Annotated in this window: 11 protein-coding genes and 1 pseudogene; 6 read left to right on the top strand and 6 right to left on the bottom strand. The window is 58.1% G+C overall.

The window, feature by feature from the left end:
• Positions 1–124: 124 nt before the first annotated feature.
• The 3 genes and pseudogenes from V5738_RS17605 to V5738_RS17595 all read left to right on the top strand — a co-directional run bounded on the left by V5738_RS17605 (position 125) and on the right by V5738_RS17595 (position 3,654).
• Positions 125–1,048, top strand: coding sequence for a LysR family transcriptional regulator (locus V5738_RS17605; protein ID WP_423822128.1), 924 nt, complete (start codon positions 125–127; stop codon positions 1,046–1,048).
• A 383-nt stretch (positions 1,049–1,431) separates the two neighbouring features.
• Positions 1,432–1,845: pseudogene (locus V5738_RS17600) on the top strand (sulfatase-like hydrolase/transferase); the annotation flags it as partial.
• A gap of 459 nt (positions 1,846–2,304) precedes the next feature.
• A complete protein-coding gene (locus V5738_RS17595) occupies positions 2,305–3,654 on the top strand; it encodes an amidohydrolase family protein (protein ID WP_423822127.1) in 1,350 nt (449 codons plus the stop codon).
• 633 nt (positions 3,655–4,287) lie between these two features.
• On the opposite strand, the gene V5738_RS17590 is transcribed toward V5738_RS17595, so the two are convergent.
• The 6 genes from V5738_RS17590 to V5738_RS17565 all read right to left on the bottom strand — a co-directional run bounded on the left by V5738_RS17590 (position 4,288) and on the right by V5738_RS17565 (position 10,144).
• Entirely contained in the window at positions 4,288–5,826 is a 1,539-nt protein-coding gene (locus tag V5738_RS17590) for a sodium:solute symporter family protein (RefSeq protein ID WP_423822126.1), read from the bottom strand.
• Positions 5,823–6,047 carry a hypothetical protein gene (locus V5738_RS17585; protein WP_423822125.1) on the bottom strand — a complete coding sequence of 75 codons (225 nt, stop codon included), beginning with the start codon at positions 6,045–6,047 and terminating at the stop codon, positions 5,823–5,825. Before V5738_RS17585 ends, V5738_RS17590 begins: the two co-directional genes overlap by 4 nt.
• A 137-nt stretch (positions 6,048–6,184) precedes the next feature.
• A complete protein-coding gene (locus tag V5738_RS17580; protein WP_423822124.1) occupies positions 6,185–6,883 on the bottom strand; it encodes an HAD family hydrolase in 699 nt (232 codons plus the stop codon).
• 37 nt (positions 6,884–6,920) lie between these two features.
• Complete coding sequence (locus V5738_RS17575; protein WP_423822123.1) at positions 6,921–7,856, bottom strand: phosphotransferase; 936 nt, start codon at positions 7,854–7,856, stop codon at positions 6,921–6,923.
• A 34-nt stretch (positions 7,857–7,890) separates the two neighbouring features.
• Positions 7,891–8,856, bottom strand: coding sequence for a phosphotransferase family protein (locus V5738_RS17570; protein ID WP_423822122.1), 966 nt, complete (start codon positions 8,854–8,856; stop codon positions 7,891–7,893).
• Between the two features lie 10 nt (positions 8,857–8,866).
• Positions 8,867–10,144, bottom strand: coding sequence for a Zn-dependent hydrolase (locus V5738_RS17565; protein WP_423822121.1), 1,278 nt, complete (start codon positions 10,142–10,144; stop codon positions 8,867–8,869).
• A gap of 392 nt (positions 10,145–10,536) precedes the next feature.
• Here V5738_RS17565 and V5738_RS17560 point away from each other — a divergent pair, with 392 nt between their 5' ends.
• From V5738_RS17560 to V5738_RS17550, 3 genes are all read left to right on the top strand, one after another.
• Positions 10,537–11,337, top strand: a complete 801-nt coding sequence (locus V5738_RS17560; protein WP_423822120.1) for a DeoR/GlpR family DNA-binding transcription regulator — start codon at positions 10,537–10,539, stop codon at positions 11,335–11,337.
• Between the two features lie 562 nt (positions 11,338–11,899).
• Positions 11,900–13,054, top strand: coding sequence for an aminotransferase class I/II-fold pyridoxal phosphate-dependent enzyme (locus V5738_RS17555; RefSeq protein WP_423822119.1), 1,155 nt, complete (start codon positions 11,900–11,902; stop codon positions 13,052–13,054).
• Positions 13,055–13,803: 749 nt separating this feature from the next.
• A complete protein-coding gene (locus V5738_RS17550; protein WP_423822118.1) occupies positions 13,804–15,492 on the top strand; it encodes a GmrSD restriction endonuclease domain-containing protein in 1,689 nt (562 codons plus the stop codon).
• Positions 15,493–15,543: the final 51 nt, after the last annotated feature.

Raw genomic sequence — 15,543 nt, 5'->3', positions numbered from 1 at the left:
CGCCCCGATGCCGATGAATGGCTATGAGTGCGATCGATTAGAGCAGAGCTTTAGTCTCAACAAAATTGTTTTATCTTGAAGTTCACATCAATAATATTGTGATGAGTAGACGAAGCATGCAGCCATGAAGCTCGCCGATCTGGATCTGAAAAGCCTGGCGGTATTTCGTGCGGTCGCCGATCAGGGGGGATTCGCCGGCGCCAGCAGCACCCTGCATATGAGCCAGTCGGCCATCAGCTTTCATATCAGCGGCCTGGAAAAACGGCTCGGCTTTCGGGTCTGTCGGCGGGGCCGGGGTGGCTTCGAATTGACCGATCGCGGGGCGATCGCCTACGAGCGGGTCAAATCGTTACTCGCTTCGGTCGACGATTTCGACAGCGAAATGGGTGGCCTGCGCGACACCTTGGTAGGCACGTTGCGGCTCGGTATCGTCGACAACACCATCACCGACGACTCCATGCCCTACCCACAGATCCTCGGCGAATTCCTGCGTCGCAATGCCGGTGTGGATCTGGACGTCTCGATCGAAAGCCCGGAATATCTGGTCACCCACGTGGCTAACGGCCAGCTGCATCTGGCGTTGGTGCCCGAAACGAATCGAATCCAGGGCCTGCAATATCATCCGGTGCACCAGGAGCGGCATAGCGTGTATTGCGCTGCCCAGCATCCGCTGTTCGATGTCGACCAGGAACAATTGAGCCTGGATACCGTGGCCGCGCATCCTTTCGTGGCCCATCGCTATGCCGATCGTCGCGAGCAACGGATTTTCGACGGCGTCCAGGTCGGCGCCGAGGTTTCCAATATGGAAGCCCAGGCGATGCTGATCCTCAGCGGCCGTTTCATCGGCTATCTACCGGACCATTACGCCCGGCGCTGGTGCGAGCAAAACAGTCTGTGCCCGATCTTGCCAGCCAGCACGGGCATGGTATCGAGCTTCTATATCGTCACTCGGGCCGGAAAGCGGGCGTCGCTGGTCGTGCGTAGTTTTATCCAGGAGCTGGTAGCGCATTCGTCGAAAATGGCCCACGAGGGTGTGATGACGCGCTAGGCGATGGTGCTGACTGGCTCGTCCACGCAAGCCGTAACCGGAGCGGTGGCGAGTCCTGGACTCTGCCACCTTTGCGGTAACGGGGGTTTAAGTTGGCATATCGCTATCGGCTTGTAGCGACGCGTGCGAAGCCAAAGCGTATCGAGCCGGGCAAACACGGAACGTTTTCTTCTACGTCTGTAAGACCTAGATCAGAGCCGTGCTTCGATTGACGACGATCAAAAGCCGCTGTCAGTAGCGCCGTAATCTCCCTCCATAAGCGCCATTTCGAGCGCCGGTTTTTCGATGAGTAATACCTGGCCCGCCCGGCGAGCCTTGCAGCCTGGGTATGCGCCAAACGCCAGAGCATAAAAGCATGCTCTGGCGTTTGATGGAGGCCGGTCATGAATACGAAATGGATCGCACCGCTGACGTTTGGTCTCGCGCTGTTATACTTGCTGGCCGGGTTCGCTGTCGCCGAAAAAATCATCGGTGAGCCGGGTTCGCCGGATGCTCTGGGTGTCATCTACGGTCAGCAGCTGCCGCCGCCTGACGCGCCGAGCGTGCTGGTGATCATCACCGGCGATGCCGGCTTTGCCGTGCCCAGCGCTTTCGGCGGCGTCATCCCGACGTCAACGCTCGACCGCCTGGCCGAGAACGGGCTGTGCTATACCCGCATGTTTTCGACCGCGCTCTGTTCGCCGACCCATACGGTCCTGATCACCGGGCGTAACCATCATTCTGCCGGTTTTGGCGTGATCTCCGAGCAGGCCACCGGCTTCTCCGGTTACGAAAACTTCATCCCCAATGACAAGGCCGGGGAGGAAGGGCGGCCACCGGTCGGTATTCCCTATGTGATCGTCAACGGCAAGATCGCCTTCCGGCATGGAAAAGTGCTTGCTATCAACGCCGGCCAGCCGATTCGTTACGCCACAGTGGCAAAAGGTCGCTTCCGGCCGGTCGACGTCAATCAATGGCTCGACGGCCACGCGATCAAGACCCCGGGCGTATCGAGCTTCGATGACAGCGGCGCGACCCAGGTAATTGAAAAGGAATAAGGACAGCGTGGGCTAAAGCTGTGCTCAGCGTCGGTCGAGCGGTGTCGGGCAGAGCGACTGGCATCGAGAAAAAGCAAGTTCTGGATAAGGGCATACCACGCAGAACCGTGCTTGCTTGTCCCCTATGATCGTCGTGGTTCATGGCTCGGCCTATGCCTGCCTCGCCATCGACTCAGAGCCGCGATCGTTGGGTTTAACAGCCAAATGTTGGGGTGCGACATGAACCCTGTACTAATCATCATCTACCGGTTCGTATTGATTCTTTGCCTGGTCGGCGCCGCCGGCTACGCTGAGGCCCGAACCACGGCCAGCCGCGTGCTGTTCGTGAACGTGAACATCTTCGACGGCACAAGCGAAAAGCTGCTTAAAAACAGGAATGTGTTGGTCGAGCGAAATCTGATTAAAAAGATCTTGGATCGTACGATTAGCGCTCCTGGGGCCGTCGTGATTCGTGGCCAACAGCGAACCCTAATGCCCGGTCTCATCGATGCGCACTGGCATACCATGTTGAATTTCTGGCCGATAAGTCGGGTGCTTGCGGCTGACTTCGGTTATCTCAGTATCGCTGCAGCCAATGCGTCATGGGCCACATTACGGCGCGGTTTTACGACGGTACGCGATGCCGGCGGCAACTGTTTGGGCGTCAAGAATGCGATCGATGCCGGGCTGGTCGAAGGCCCGCGCATCTATCCGTCCGGGCCCTACATCGGCCAAACCGCGGGGCACGGCGATTTTCGGGGGCCGAACGATGTGCCCGAAAACCCGGCCACACCGCTCGATTACCCGCAGCGGGTCGGCCATACGCTGATTGCTGACGGGGTGCCAGAAGTCCTCCAGCGCAGCCGTGAGGCTTTGCGTATGGGGGCCAGTCAGATCAAGACCATGGGCGGCGGCGGGGTGTCTTCTCTCTACGATCCGCTGGACGTGACCGAATATACCTTCGATGAAATGAAGGCCGCCGTCGATGTCGCCAAAACGTGGAATACCTACGTCATGGTGCATGTCAACACGGATGCCGCTGTTCGACAGTGGATCCAGGCCGGCGCGATCTCGATGGAGCACGGTTTTTTCATTAGCGAAGCCACGGCGAAGCTGATGGCCCGCAAGGGCGTGTGGTGGAGTATGCAGCCGATGGAGCTGAGCGGCGAAGACGCGTTCGTATTTGAAAACCCCGTCAGCCAGGACAAATACAGACAAGTCGTGGCCGGGCTGGATCATGTGATCGCGCTGACGAAAAAGTATCGGGTCAAGACCGCCTTCGGCACCGATTTATTGTTCGATGCCGATCTTGCCGCGAAGCAAGGGAAATTCCTGGCTAAATTGCAAAAGTGGTATACGCCGCACGAGGCGCTGAAAATGGCCACCCATGACAATGCCGAACTACTCAAACTGAGTGGCCCACGCGATCCCTATCCCGGACAGCTAGGCGTGATTAAAGAAGGGGCCCTGGCCGATCTGATTCTGGTCGACGGCAATCCGCTGGCGAATCTCGATTTAGTTGCTGATGCCGACCAGAATTTCGTCGTCATCATGAAAGACGGCGCAATCTACAAGAATACTCTGCCGTGAACATGGCCGCGTCACCAGCGGGCAACGATGTCCCGAGTCGGGACGGGATCGGGCACTTAAGCGCCGAACTACTGCTTGAGTCAGGCGTTGCCAGTGGACGGGCGTTGATCGACGCACTGGCCTGCTGGGTTTTACCTATCAACCGCAAAGCTCGTTGGGCGCACGACTGGCTTCGTCGGCGCCACCGGCGCGTGAGGGCGCCCGGCGATGTTCGGTTAGGGTGGGTTGAGGTTTTGTGCGAGTCCGTGCCCAGGGCTATTGAGCTGCAAGCCGAGGCACTACGAGTGCGGCGTTGTGGCGCGACGTCCGTGAGCGACAACGCTGGATTGCGGTCCGAACCGCCTCGGCCCGCGTTACGCACCTGGATCGTGGCCCGCCAGGAATCGGCTCGCGCCGTGCCCGCCACGATTGGGGCGGCGATGCGGCGCTCGGACGACGCCTCAATAACCGACTAAAGCTGGCCGAAGCGAGGGAACGATAGCGCGTTGTTGTCATGAGCAGGCGCGGTGGCTGGCCCGAGTGGCAGTGAGGGCGAGGCAGGCCTTCGATTTCGGCCCAGCTCGATCATGTGGGCAACTCGATGGAGGCAGCGGTTGCCCGTGCCTCCATCGATGGCTACAGCAGGACGCCGTCTTAGCGAGCTGCGCCGGCCCCCTGCAATTGATGGCGCGGTTTGGCTTGGGCGGCCATTTCGAAGAGCTCATCTACATGCCGGCGTTGCTCGTGGCTCGGTTTTATGGCCAAAGCGAGAATCAAGAACAGAGCCGCATTGCAGGCGACGCCGATAACGCCACTCGTTAGCGAGCCCAGGGCCGCAATATCGTCGGGGAACCAGAGTGTCAGCAGAATAGATACGACGATGCCGGCGAGCATGCCACTGATCGCGCCCTGCTTGTTACCCAGTTTCGTGAAGATACCGAAAAACAGCGGTACCGAAAGCTGAATAATGCCCTGATATGAAATCTGGGCCAGAAGCTGCAGTCTTGGGTAGTTGAAGGTGAGATAAGACACGATCGCTGCTGCCGCGATGAACACGATCATCGCGGTTTTGGCGAGAACGGTCAGCTGTCGGTCGCTGCGTTGTTTGTTCCAGGTCGCCAGGTCGTTGGCGAACTGGACGCCACTGACCTGTACGCAACCGTCGACATGGCCAATGCTCGCCGCCAGTACGGTTACGATCGCCACGGTCAGCATGATCGGGCCGCCGATTTGAAACAGCGAAGTGAACCAGCCGAGCTGGGGATTGGCGACGACCTCGGCATTTTGGCTAACGGCCGCGGCATACAGCATCAGGATTCCGTAAAAGCCGCCGACCAGGATAATGGTGTAGAGCGTGCCTTTTTTGACCGATTTCACGCCGCTGGCGGTATAGATTCTTTGGAAACTCATCGGCCAGCACATCGATCCGATCACGCCGGTGAACACGAGGCTGAAGACATACCACGGCCCGTAGCCGGTATTGTCGGCGCCCGGAATGGTCAGCATTTGATCAGGCAGATCGGCAAGATTGCTATAGGCCGAGACATCCGAGAAGCCAAGCAATAGCAGGCATACGGCAGCGGCCATGACGTAGGCGATCAGCCCTTGGTACATATCCGTCATCATCAGTCCGCGCATGCCCATGCTGACGGTCCAGTATTGCCGAACGAGGATGACGATCACGCCGACGATCAACGAGACAGTGATGTCCCAGCGCCCGAAACTGGCGAATTCGAATAGCGTTGCTAGTGCCTGAATGCCCAGTACCACCCAGGGGAAAATCGAAATAATGCCGATAATCGAGGCCACGCGTTTGACCGCCGGGCTGCGGTAGCGCATCCCGAGCAGATCGGGCTGGGTCTTGAGTTCGAAACGTTGCCCCCAGACCCAGGCGCGGTTAGCCATCAAATACATGGCCGTTACGCCGAGCGTCGAGTACACAAGCCCATAGAAGCCGAGTGCGCCGCCGACCGATAGCCCGAAAAACGCGGTAAATACTGCGCCGGGCCACCAGGAATTGGTATAGCACATGGCGATGAACCAGGGGCCGTAGGAGCGGCCGCCGACCGCATAATCGGCGAAATCCCGGCTTTTGCGATTGGTCAGATAAAGAACCGCGATCATGCCTGCGATAAACACCGAGATGGTGCCAAAAGCCAGCAGAACATCTTGAAAATCACCGGATGGGATCATGACTGTTCATCCTCGGGAATCTCGCCCCGCGCTTGTTCGTAGCAATAAAGAAGCGCCACCCCCAGACACAGCAAGGCAGCGATGAGAATCCAGTAGAAAAACGGCAGCGGTATGCCCAAAACCAATATCTGGCTGCCGCTTACGGCAAGATAGAACGGCGGGAAAACCGCCATTAATAGGAGCGCCAAGAAGTAAATGGCGAACAAGGTTTTCATCGTCATAATCGCTTCACCCGGTCGATGATTGCAGACGTTTTTTGCTGATTGGCTTGCCGGAGACGGCAGATGGCCCGATAGCCGGGGCAACGCAAATGTTCCGAGCGCGCCAACGTAGGGCCGAACAGTGGTTCTATGGCATGTCAGGGCACGCTTTGGGATCTCGCCGATCGGCTACGGAGCGACATGATTGGCCAGCCGTGTTTTTGGGCTTCCGCTGCCAAGTGCGGGTCGGGGTCGACCGCAACCGGCCGGCCGACCCAGCGCAGCAAAGCCAAGTCGTTGTGCGAGTCGCTATAAAACGTGGCGCGCTCGGCCCATGTCGAAAGCGAGGCCGGGCTGGCGCCAAGCTCTTGGCAATAGGCTTCGACGTGGTCGATCTTGCCGCGACGAAAACAGGCGGTGGTCGCGAGTGGCCCAGACGGCCGGTCCGGGCCGAAGGCAACCGGCGTCGCCAGAACGCTGTCGACCCCAAGGCGTTCGGCGACCGGGTTGGCGATGAAGGTACTGGTGGCCGTCACCAAGACCGTTCGATCGCCGGCGCGGCGGTGGTCATCGATCAGGGCCTCGGCATCGGGTAGCACGAGGGGCGCGATCCGTTCTTCGAGAAAGCGGTCACGCCAGGCGGTGATCTCATGGGCCTCGACATCGGATAACGGGGCCAGAACCGTTTGCGAGAAGGTCTGCAAATCGATCGTGCCGGCCGCGTATTCGGTTTCGAACCAGTCCGAGAGCCGGTCATGCGTCGGCTGATCGATCAAGCCGTGCGTGACCATGAAGGCCAGCCATTCGGTATCGCAGTCTCCGGCGATCAGGGTGTTGTCCAGATCGAATAGCGCCAACGACGCGACATCGGCAGGGCGGGGCGGGGCGTGACCATTACACATGATTGAGCGCCCATACCCAGCGTGCGTCCTGCATGAGGCCGCGCGCACGCAGATGTTTCCAGACGCCATACTTATGAAAATCGAACGCCAGCGTAGAAATCTGCCGTTGGACCCAGGCCCAGTTCGACCATTTCACATCGGCCAAGGCGCGATAGATGTATATTCGGGCCAGCATTTGCGACGTCACTTCGCCGAAGTAGGCTTCGATGATTTCGTGCTCGACTTCCGGTTCGAAGAACATCTCGCCGAACCACAGCGCGAGGTCGTAGAGCGGATCGTTGTTCGAGGCGTACTCGAAGTCGACCAACAACACATCGCGGTCTGAATTCAGCATGAAATTACCGGCGAGGTTGTCGTTGAGACAGGGCGCCAGATCGATCCCCGCGGCCTGCAATGCGGCCCGGGCGTGTTCGTATTGCCGCCGAATCCAGACGCTATCCGGTGGGGTATAACCGTCTAGATCCGCCACCTGGGCCATATGCTCGTCGGCCTGATCGAAGATCGTCTTGGTCAGCGACAGGGCGGGTTGTTGGTGAAAATGCCGGAATGCCAGCGCCGCGTTCTGGCGGATCGTAGGTTCGAGAAAATCGGCGTTGCTGGAGGCGCGATAGCCGTCGAGAAATTCGAAGATTTCGACGCCCAGGCTTTCGATGAAGCAGTGCACCTTGGCACTGACCCCGCATTCGCCGGCGGTGACGCTGGCATCGTGGGCGGCGTAGCGGTCTACGAACATTTCCGTGCCCCGCCCGGGAATCTTGGCGAAGAACGAACGCCCGTCCGGCAGATCGATTTTCCAGTTGGTATTGGAAATGCCACCACTGACCGGTCGGTAATGAATATCCAGCTCGGACCAGCCGTCGACCTTGTCGATCGCCTGTTCCAAGGCTTGCTCGGCCGGGGTCGCGGCCTGACCAAATCTCTTGCTCATAATGCTTGCCCCATGGGGTGTACGGATCGCGGGCTTAGCCGAAAGACCGGCGCCAGGTCTCGAAGTCGCGGTCGTGCAGGTTGGCGCGGGCTCTGAGGAGCCGCCACTGGGCATATTTGAAAAATTCCACGCCGGACAGCGCCGATTCGGCAAACATCGTCAAACCCCAAAGCCCCCAGCGAAGATCGTCTGCGATGCCGTACAACATGCATTTGGCGAATAACTCCGGATCTGGTGCGCCAGACCACAGGGCAACGGCCTCCGAGACCTGTTCTTTGAACGGGCAGATCTCTACCAGCATGCTGGCCAGGTCGTGGGCCGGGTCGTCGTTGCCGGCTACGTCGAAATCCACCAGGCGCAGGGCGCCGCTGGTGTGGATCATCACGTTCGAGCTCACGCCGTCGCCGTGGGCCGGTTTTCGCGCCGTGCAGGCCGCGTCGAGCGGTTCGGCAACCGCAGCGATCTCGTCGATCATCCAGTCCAGATCGTTCGGCCGCGGTACGCCGGCCTCGCGGGTGGCCTGGTCGAAGGTCTGGATTTCGGCAAATATGTTCCGCTCGATTGGATAGCTCGGCCCGGCATGGATGGCCCGCCGTAGCTCGAATTGGGCCATTTGGGCCTGGGGGCTGCTGAGCGCATCCAGACGAGCCCAATCCCAGCCGTCGCCCAGCCATTCGTAGGCGATAACGCCGGTGTCGGCAGCGGCATCGATACAGGCCGGGGCGACCTGCAAACGGCCGGCCTTGTCGCTGGCCTCGACCACGGCATCGAAAGACAGCCGGCGCCGGGCTTCGGGGTAGTAATATTTGACGAACCAGCAGTCGCCCGCCGCGGATTGCGCTTTGAGGCCGAGCGCATCGACGGCCCGTCGTACTGGCGAGGCCACGGGCGCGGTCACGGGCTCGTATTCGGTGATCTGCTCGCCAATTTGGGGCAGGCTGCGCAGCGCCGTATCGATCTGTTGTTCGGCCGCATCCGCGGCCTGGCCTAGTCTAGGCATCCTGTATCTCCTAACTGGGGTTGCCGGTTTGGCGTGGGTCGTCATGCAGCAGTTGCCAGACGACGCGGCTGAGCACTTCGACGCCGCGGCCGAGGGATTCCGGGTCGGTGTATTCGGCTTCGTTGTGGCCGATGCCGCGATAACTCGGCACGTTAATCAGCACGCCGGGGACCCGGTTCATCACGGCCACTACGTCGTGTCCGGCCACGGTATCCAGCTCGCGACAGGCATAGCCGAGCGCTTCGGCGGCGGCCTGCGTGGCGGCGACGCCGCTCGGCCAGAAGTTCAGGGCCTGGCGGGCCGATTGCTTCACCAGCTCGACGCTGCAGCCGGTATCGGCCTCGATCTCTGGCCACAGGGCCCTCACCCGTTGATCGAGATCGTCGAGGATGGCGCTTTCCGGCGACCGCAGTTCGACCGACATCGCCACCCGGGCCGGCACGACGTTGGCTGAATTCGGCGAGATCACCGCGCGTCCGACCGAGGTACGCAGCTGCTCGTCGGGGTAGAGGTCGGCCAGGCGCCGGGTCGCCACGATCATCTGCGACGCGGCGACCAGGGCATCGCGGCGATCAGCCATGAGAGTCGGGCCGGTATGGGCCTGCTCGCCGTGGAAGACCAGCTCGTATTTGCGGGCGCCCCAGTTCCGGGTCACCGCGCCGATCGGCGCGGCCTCGTTTTCCAGCAGGCGGCCGAGTTCGTTATGGATCTCGACACAGCCGGCCGGTGTAGGCGGGGTGTCCTGGCCGAGATAACCGATGGCGCCGAGTGCTTCGTCTAAACGGGTGCCGTCGTCGTCGACCAAGGCATGGGCCTCGGCTTCCGACAGCGTGCCGGTATAAACCGAGCTGCCGGTCAGGCTTGGCCGAAAGCGGGCCCCTTCTTCATTGGTCCAGTTGACGACGGCCAGATTGAGCGGCGGCGCCGGCTGGCCGTGGTCGATGGCGGCCTTATGCGCGATCGCAACCGAAAGGGCTGCGACCACCCCATAAGCGCCGTCGAAGCGCCCGCCCCAGGGTTGGCTATCCAGATGGGAGCCGACCAGCAAGAAATCGGCGCCGGGCGACCACTCGCACAGGCCGAAGATATTGCCGATGCCATCAATACGAACTGCCATCCCCGACTGCTGGAGTAATTCGCAGAGCCGGTCGCGGGCCTGGCCGTCTTCGTGGCCTGCGGCCAGCCGGTGCAGGCCGCCCTTCGGCGTCGCACCAAACCGGCCGAGGTCAGCGAATAGAGCATGAAACCGTTCCAGATCCGGTGCCGGCGCTTCGGTTCGTTCAGTCATAGTGCGTGCCCGCGCGTAGTGGGGCTGCCGAGTGGCTGGCAGTGCTGGGCCGGTTCGAGGCAGAGCATGGTTTCGATTCCTCGTCGCTCATCGCCGCAAAGTGTGTCTTGGCGATATCAGATGTTGTAAAGACAACACTTGCAAGGACGGGGCCAACACGGTTTTGTTTTATGTAACTAGATGTTTGTAAATAACTTAATATTGATTTGGCACAGTGTGTTCGATGAGTTGTACGTATAGGCAGGTTGAGGCTTTGCCCACTTAAATGTGGCGAATGCCACTTTATGAGGCGCGCTTATGTGGCATATCATTCAAGGCTCGCCAACAGCGGTGGTAGTCTTACGGCTCGCGGCGACATCCGCTGCCACCCTATTCACGCAACGCGTAACATCTTGAATACACGTGTAAATAAGAAGAGTCGCGCCCGGTTATCGCAACAACAGCGCTGGGAGCGGATTCAGAATCAGCTCGAAACCCAGCCCATGGTGTTGATCTCCAACCTGGCCGAGGAATTCAATGTCGTGCCTGAAACCGTGCGGCGCGATATCGATGCCATGGCCGAGCGCCGCATGCTGGAGCGTATCCACGGTGGGGCGATCGCGATCCGAACCGCCATGGAGCCGTCGATACAGCAGCGGGCGCTACAGGCCAGCGAGCCGCGGCACCGGATCGCCCAGCAGGCCTGCCGTATCGTGCATGACCGCGACGTGCTGATGATGGATTCCTGTGCGACCTGTTTCACGCTGGCCGAGCAGCTCTCGGTCGAGCGGGATCAGTTGATCGTATTGACGAACAGTTTTCCGATCGCCCAAATCCTGGCCCGCAACCCGACCTTTGCCGTGCATATCGCCGGGGGCCTGTTTCAAGCCGGCGATGCCGGCACCTGGGGCAGCGAGACCACTGAATATCTTGGCCGATTCGTGGCCGACCACTGTTTTTCTAGTTGCAGCGCCATCGATAGCGACGGGCCGAGCGAAGTGAATAGCGGCTTTGCCGCGGTCAAGCGCGTTATGTTCAAGCGCGCCAGACGCCGCAGTCTGCTCGTCGACCATGCCAAGTTCCGGCCGCCGAAGCTGGAGCGGGTCGCCGCACTCGCCGAAATCGACGATCTGTTCACCGATCGCGAACCGCCGGCCGATTTCGTCCAGGCTGCCGAGGTCGCCAACCTGAATATCCATATTGCCGATGAATAGCGGCCCGTAAACTTACATCGGCTGTCCTTGCAAGCCAGCCGGGCGGAGCGCCGGCCAGCGAAACCCGCTGCGGCTCAAACCAAAGGCTGGCGTGTTGGCCGGGTATAGCCTCGGCCAGTCTTGTTAATACGCATAGAACCAGGCGCTACCAGTTCAGCCCTGTGGGTGGCCTTTTAATCCTGAGCTTCGCTTGGCGAGCGCATCAGCTCGGGCCCGGCTTTGCCATGACGGGGCAAGGCGAGCTCTGGTGCGGCTCGGTGTGCCAGGGGCCTCGGCCGGCCCGGCGATGTTGTGTTTTTTCGCCGATCGTCCGAACGCTGGGTTAAGAAGGCAGTAAAACGGTCGCCGTGTTTGGGCCGTTCCGGTTGGCGCGGGCCGTGAGAAAGACCGGGCAAGCTACCAAAGCAGGCTAGCAGAGCGGCTGTTTCCATATCGCTTCACGAATGCGTCGCTTGTCCGCGATGTGGCTGGCGCTTGTGCGTTTGAGCCTTCTGGCGGGTTATGTAATGTATGGCATGCGCGTTGCTTGATTCGCGCCATTACGTCGCTGATGCTTCAAACCATGCCAATCAACACCGAGCGCCGTCGTTTTCTCAAACAGGCCGCGGGTTTTTCCAGTGCCGCGGCAGCGCTGGCCGGCGCGCCAGCGATCGCGGCCAGCGAGCCGTATTGCCCGCCGGCCTCCGATCTGCCCGATTTCTCTCGGGCCGACGTGCGCATCAATTACAACGAGTATCCACTTAGCGTGGTCGAGTCGGCACGCGATGCGCTCGTATCGATTCTTGGCCAGACCAATCGCTACCGGTTCGATCTGCAGCAGCAGTTCACGGGCCGGCTGGCCGAACATTTAGGCGTGCACGCCGAACATCTGCTGCTCTATCCCGGATCGAGCTGGGCCCTGTTGTTCATGCCGGAACTGTTCACCGGGCCGGATCGCGCGCTGGTCATGGCCGAGCCGGGCTACGAGGCCTGTGCCCAGGTCTGCCAGCGTACGGGCGCGCCGGTGCATCGCGTGCCGCTCGCCGCAGACGGTAGTCACGATACGAACGCCATGGCCGGGTTCGACGATGCCGGGCTGATCTATGTGGTCAACCCCAACAACCCGACCGGCACCGTGACCCCGCGCAAGGCGATCGAAAAACTCCTGGCAGACAAGCCCAAGGATGCCGTGCTGCTGGTCGATGAAGCCTATATCCATTTCAGCGATGAACGCTCGATGGCCGGCCTCGTGGCCGATCATCCTGATCTGGTCGTGCTGCAGACGTTTTCCAAAATCTACGGCATGGCCGGGCTGCGCTGCGGTTTTGCCGTAGCCAGCGGCGAAACGAAAGACCGGCTCGCCAGCCGCTCTGCCGGCGCGGCCTTCCTGCCCAATACTGCGATCGTGGCCGCCGATGCCAGCATCGCAGATGCCGATCTCGTACCCAGCCGCAAGGCCTATACCGCAGGCATCCGCCGCGACACCATTGCCTGGCTTAAAGCACAAGGCGTGCCCTGTACCGACTCACGCTCGAACTGCTTCATGATGAACGTCGGCCAGCCGGGCAAAGAAATCGCCAAAGCGCTAGCCGAAGAGGGCGTATTGGTCGGGCGTAGCTGGGCGGCCTGGCCGAACTGGATTCGCGTGTCGATCGGCACGCCTAAAGAGATGGATGCCTTCAAGCAGGCGTTTGCCCGGGTTTGGCAGAAGTTGGGCGATGGTTCCGAGAGTGGATGAGGCAAGACGCACGGGTTGCTGATCGAGCGAAGCCGGGCGACAGCGCTATCGAGCTTGGCGACCCATAGAGTGCGGCACGAGGCAGCCGCGCCTGGATTGGAATAGCGCTATGAAGCGCAGAGCAAGATTCGATTGGGCAGGCGCTCCGAAACTGGCCATCTCTGTCTTGGTTGAAAGAACGATGCACAAGCTGGGGCGTCATAGGCAACTCAAGGCCTAATGCCGTTTGCTACCACCCTCGCTAAAACGTCGACACCCCTCCGGCGAACACGGGCGCTATGCCGCCCCACCCTTAGCCGAAGCGCACGAAGGCCGAGTGCGCGTCGTCATACGAGCGATGAGACAATTTAGAAAATCCATATTTTTCTGATAGATGGCGAGGCACGCTACGTACTGCCCCGGTCTTTGCCTTCAATAACCATATAAATCGCGGTAACGTCGCTCCCATGCTGACGAGGGGGCGTCTACGGAAACTCGACCGCATCTTAATCCCTGCCATAACAGAACCGGGCAACTGGCTCAGAAGTGCCGCCGAAGTCTGAATAGGGCGCGTTATTGCCATAACGCTGATTCCGGGGCTGGCGGAACGCCATCGATCTGATTGAGGCAATCGAGCCTTCGTCGCTTGCTAATCGCGGGAAACAGAGTTCGATGACGTGGGCTACAAAAAGCCCAGTACTGGTCGAAATTGAAGGCCACGAGCATGAGCTGCGTGGCAGGTAAGGATGGCCTGTCGAAGGAGACAGGCTATGTCTTACGAGTTGGATTGCAGAAGATATACAGATATAGATGCGTATATATCTAGCATTAGATCTATGTCGTCTAAATTGGCGATATACGCAACCAAAAATTTAGGAGAAATCGTGGCAGGACGGTCTAACTTAGTAAATCTAGATGCGATGATAAAGCGTGCTGATTTCGCATTAAACGACTCCGACGACCAATTGGCCTTTGAGCAATTTAACACTATCCCCGCCAGGGAGTTAATGTCAGGTGGCTTAACAGGGTCAATTCTACGCAAACCAGACTTTCAGAGAGAAACAAATCACTGGACTCCTGACCAAGTCGTTTCTCTCCTGGAGTGTTATATAAATGGTGACTTGATACCTTCAGTAATTCTTTGGCGGTCCCCGACATATTTGTTTGTAATTGATGGGGGGCATCGTCTTAGTGTTCTAAAGGCATGGATGGAAGACGATTATGGTGATGGGCAAATATCACACAAAATGTTCGGCCATGATATCCCTAGCGAGCAGAGGAGAGCCGCTGAAAGAACAAGAAGGTTAGTTAAAGAGCGCGTTAATACTTGGGCATACTATAAAAGCTTACAAGATGACGATGAAGATATTACTCAAGAGCAAAGAACCAAGCTCTTAACATTGACTAGCCGAGGTCTGCAGGTTCAATGGGTTCAGGGTAATGCTGACAAAGCAGAAGCTTCATTCTTCAACATCAATATGAAAGGAACACCTTTGGATGATCTTGAAGAATTATTGCTAAGAAACAGGAAAAAACCAGTTCCAATTGCCGCGAGAGCAATCATTAGAGCTGGAAGAGGTCATAAATACTGGTCGCAATTCAGCGACATAGTAGCTAATAATATTGAAGAAGAGTCTAAGAAGTTAAGCACATTATTGTTTAGCCCCGAGATTAAAAGACCAATAAAGACATTGGACTTACCGCTAGGCGGCTCCAAAGGCATACGCACTGCAATACGGGTATTAATTGACTTCATATTATTTGCAAACAGAAAGCAGCAATGCGAAGCCCCTTCCGTAGACTCATTTCAAGATGATCCGGATGGCCAGTTAACATTTTTTGTAATGAAAAAAGTTACAACACTTGCATCGAGAATCACGGGGAATGAAAAAGGAAGTCTTGGGTTGCACCCGGCTATTTATTATTATGGTCCATCAGGCCGCCATTCTACCCCTATGTTTTTAGGAACGTCGTCGCTAATTGCCGAAAAAATAGCAAATAATGACAAAATATTTTTCCAAAAATTTACCGATATAAGAGAGAGGTTGGAATCGTTATTGATAGAGCATAAAGATCTAATTGCTACTATTTTGCAAAAAAGTATAAGCAAATATCGAGTTCCAAGATATCATAATTTATTAAACAACATTGTCAGCGCACTTAGCGCTGGAGAAGAGATCGGCGAGAAAGAGCTTATCTCGTTTTCCGATCTTGACGGAAAAATCATCGCTGGTGATTTTAAAAAGACTTCGGTAAAAATAAGTGGTGACGATAAAAGTAAGGTATTTATTGATGTAGCGCTTAGAAACGGCATTAAATGCTCTATATGCCGTGGATATATAGATGTCGAAAAATCTGTATCTTACGACCACATAGAGCCAGTTAGAGATGGGGGGCTGGGTGATTCCGATAACGCACAGCTTACACATCCGTATTGCAATCAATCAGTAAAGCAGTAAGCGTATAACAAATTACTGCACGCGGAAAAACTACTCTCTGCGCTCCCAATT

It is taken from the genome of Salinisphaera sp. SPP-AMP-43 (assembly GCF_049568105.1).
GTDB lineage: Bacteria > Pseudomonadota > Gammaproteobacteria > Nevskiales > Salinisphaeraceae > Salinisphaera.
The sequence above is the reverse complement of the archived record's forward strand: the minus strand, read 5'-3'. Positions and strand labels throughout refer to the sequence as shown.